The organism is Tistrella bauzanensis (assembly GCF_014636235.1).
Taxonomy (GTDB): Bacteria; Pseudomonadota; Alphaproteobacteria; order Tistrellales; family Tistrellaceae; genus Tistrella; species Tistrella bauzanensis.
In genome coordinates this window covers 1-2550 of record NZ_BMDZ01000156.1, presented here as the reverse complement: position 1 = coordinate 2550, position 2550 = coordinate 1, and the positions used below count along the sequence as shown (strand labels likewise).

General features: G+C 60.0%; 1 protein-coding gene and 1 pseudogene. Both read left to right on the top strand.

Annotated features, from left to right (window positions below; translation table 11 throughout):
• Nucleotides 1–144: 144 nt before the first annotated feature.
• Nucleotides 145–318: pseudogene (locus IEW15_RS26825) on the top strand (DUF4276 family protein); the annotation flags it as partial.
• Nucleotides 319–596: 278 nt separating this feature from the next.
• Nucleotides 597–2015 carry an Eco57I restriction-modification methylase domain-containing protein gene (locus tag IEW15_RS25210; protein ID WP_188583255.1) on the top strand — a complete coding sequence of 473 codons (1419 nt, stop codon included), beginning with the start codon at nucleotides 597–599 and terminating at the stop codon, nucleotides 2013–2015.
• Nucleotides 2016–2550 lie beyond the last annotated feature (535 nt).

Sequence of the window (2550 nt, the reverse complement as noted above, 5' to 3'; positions counted from 1 at the left end):
CCGCGCGAGACCCCCGCCAAGCTCCCAAGCCGTCAGCAGACGGCGTCAAACCATGGGTAGCGGGCATTCGGCAACAGCCTCTACTACGGTCAGCATTTCCGCGGAAATTCGCTACCCACCAGGCAGAATCTTGAAGAAGAACCCAAGATTGACTGCGCCACAAAATTGGCAGCGGCAACCAGGCCGACTCAAAAAGGCGAATACCAGAAAATTCGCCATGCCAGCGATCTTCTGAAAAGAATATCTCCCGCCAAGGTCCGCGCGCGGTGCCCGCATGCCGAGATCATGTTTTCCACCATCGCGGCACTGATCGGATAGCGCGAATTATGGTTGTTTTGGAACGCACCCTTCGCAAGGACCTGGAACGCGCGGTCAAGAAGGCGCGAAATGTCGCTGAAGCCGGCGCGCGCTAGGCGATAGCGCAGCTCGGCGTCGGCGAGGCGGAGTCGCCGAGGCATCTGACGGCCGAGCAACGCGCCTTGCGCACCGGGCTTCGCGCCCATGGCCGGCAGTTGGGTGATCGGCGTGACCCAAAGACGGGCGCGCAAGCGACCGCGCATCTCGCGCAGGAATGCGCTTACGAACATTGGCACCGGATGCTCTTCGCGCGCTTCCTCGCCGAGACCGACCTGCTGATCGAGCCGGAGTCCGGGGTCGCGATCAGCCTGGATGAGGTTCAGGAACTCGCCCGCGAGAAGGGGGCCGACTGGTTGCCGCTCGCCAGCGACTACGCCGAACGCATGCTGCCGCAGATCTTTCGCAAGGACGATCCGGTCCTGGACATCGCGCTCCCGCCGGAGACGCGGTCGGAACTCGAGGACCTGCTTAAGGCGCTGCCAAAGGCAGTGTTCGAAGCCGATGACAGCCTTGGATGGGTCTATCAGTTCTGGCAGGCGGAGAAAAAGGACGAGGTCAACAGGTCCGAAGTGAAGATCGGCGCTGACGAGCTGCCGGCCGTCACCCAGCTCTTCACCGAGGACTACATGGTCCTTTTCCTTCTGCACAACACGCTCGGGGCTTGGCGGGCGGGCAAGGTGCTGGCCAGCAATCCCGGCTTGGCGGCATCGGCGGCGAGCGAGGATGCTCTCCGCGCGGCCTGTAGCGTCGGTGACGTGGATTGGACCTATCTCCGCTTCGTCCGCGATAAAGCGGAAGATGGGGCGGAGGGACCGTGGCGGCCGGCGGCCGGCACGTTTGATGGCTGGCCCAAGGCCGCTAAGGACATTACCGTGCTCGATCCCTGCATGGGATCTGGGCATTTCCTCCTCTTCGCCCTGCCGATCCTCGTCGCCTTCCGCATGGCCGAAGAGGACCTGAGCGAACGCGACGCCATTGACGCAGTGTTGCGCAACAATCTCTTCGGGCTGGAGATCGACCCGCGTTGCACCCAGATCGCAGCGTTCAACCTCGCCTTCGCCGCATGGAAGCGGGTAGGTTTCCGTGTCCTGCCGCAGGTCAACCTCGCCTGTTCAGGCCTCGCCATCGGCGTCACCAAGGCCGAGTGGTTGAAGCTGGCGGAGAGGGCCGTGACGGTGGCCGATCCGGCGGCAAAGCGCGATCTGCTCGGCATCGAGCAGAACCTCCTCACCCATGGGCTGGAGGAGCGCGTCAAGAACGGACTCGAAGCGCTCTATGACCTGTTCGCCAAGGCACCTTGGCTCGGCAGCCTGATCGATCCGCGCCGCGCCAGCGCTGACATCTTCCGCGAGGGGTTCGAAAAGCTGGAGCCACTGTTGGCGTCGATCTTGACGGCCTCTGATACGGAAGAGGCACGTGAGATGGCCGTGGCGGCACAAGGCATGGCGAAAGCGGCAAATATCCTCGCAGCAGAATTTTCTCTAGTCCTTACGAACGTTCCCTATCTTGGGCGCGCTCGACAGGATTCAATCCTCGGCGCGTTCTGCAAACAAGAGTATCCTCTATCAAAAGCTGATCTTGCCACAACATTCAATGAGAGGTGCCTCTCATTGTCGGCACAAGGCGGAACCTGCGCCCTTGTCTGCACCCAAAACTGATTCTACCTCACCCAATATACAAAGCTAAGAAAGAATTACCTGACCCATAGAACCGTCAACCTGATTTCGCGTTTGGGTGCCGGAGCTTTTGATTCGATAGGTGGTGAAGTTGTCAGCGTGGCGGTCTCGATAACGTCACCAAACATCCCGAGCGAAAATCATATCTTCTCTGCGATCGATGTGGAGCCCTTCAGCGGAACTACTAACAAGGCTGCACGGCTCATTTCCGAACGGGTCATTAGAGTCGACCAGGCTAGGCAAGTCGAAAACCCTGACTCAAGGCTCATTCTAGAGCAAATCGAGAATTTTCCGCTCCTCGCTGTGGTCGCCGAGGCGTCTCATGGTCAAGGTAGTTTTGATGCGCCACGCTTCGGAGCTTGCTTCTGGGAAGTGACTACATTTGATCCTGTCTGGCAATTCCAGCAATCGACCCCCGACAAGACCGAGTTGTTTGGAGCCTGTTGCAGAATGGGTCTTCGGAATGTGTCGCGATCGCAGTGAGATCCGCCCTTGAGCCTGCGGCCGGCGCCTGATT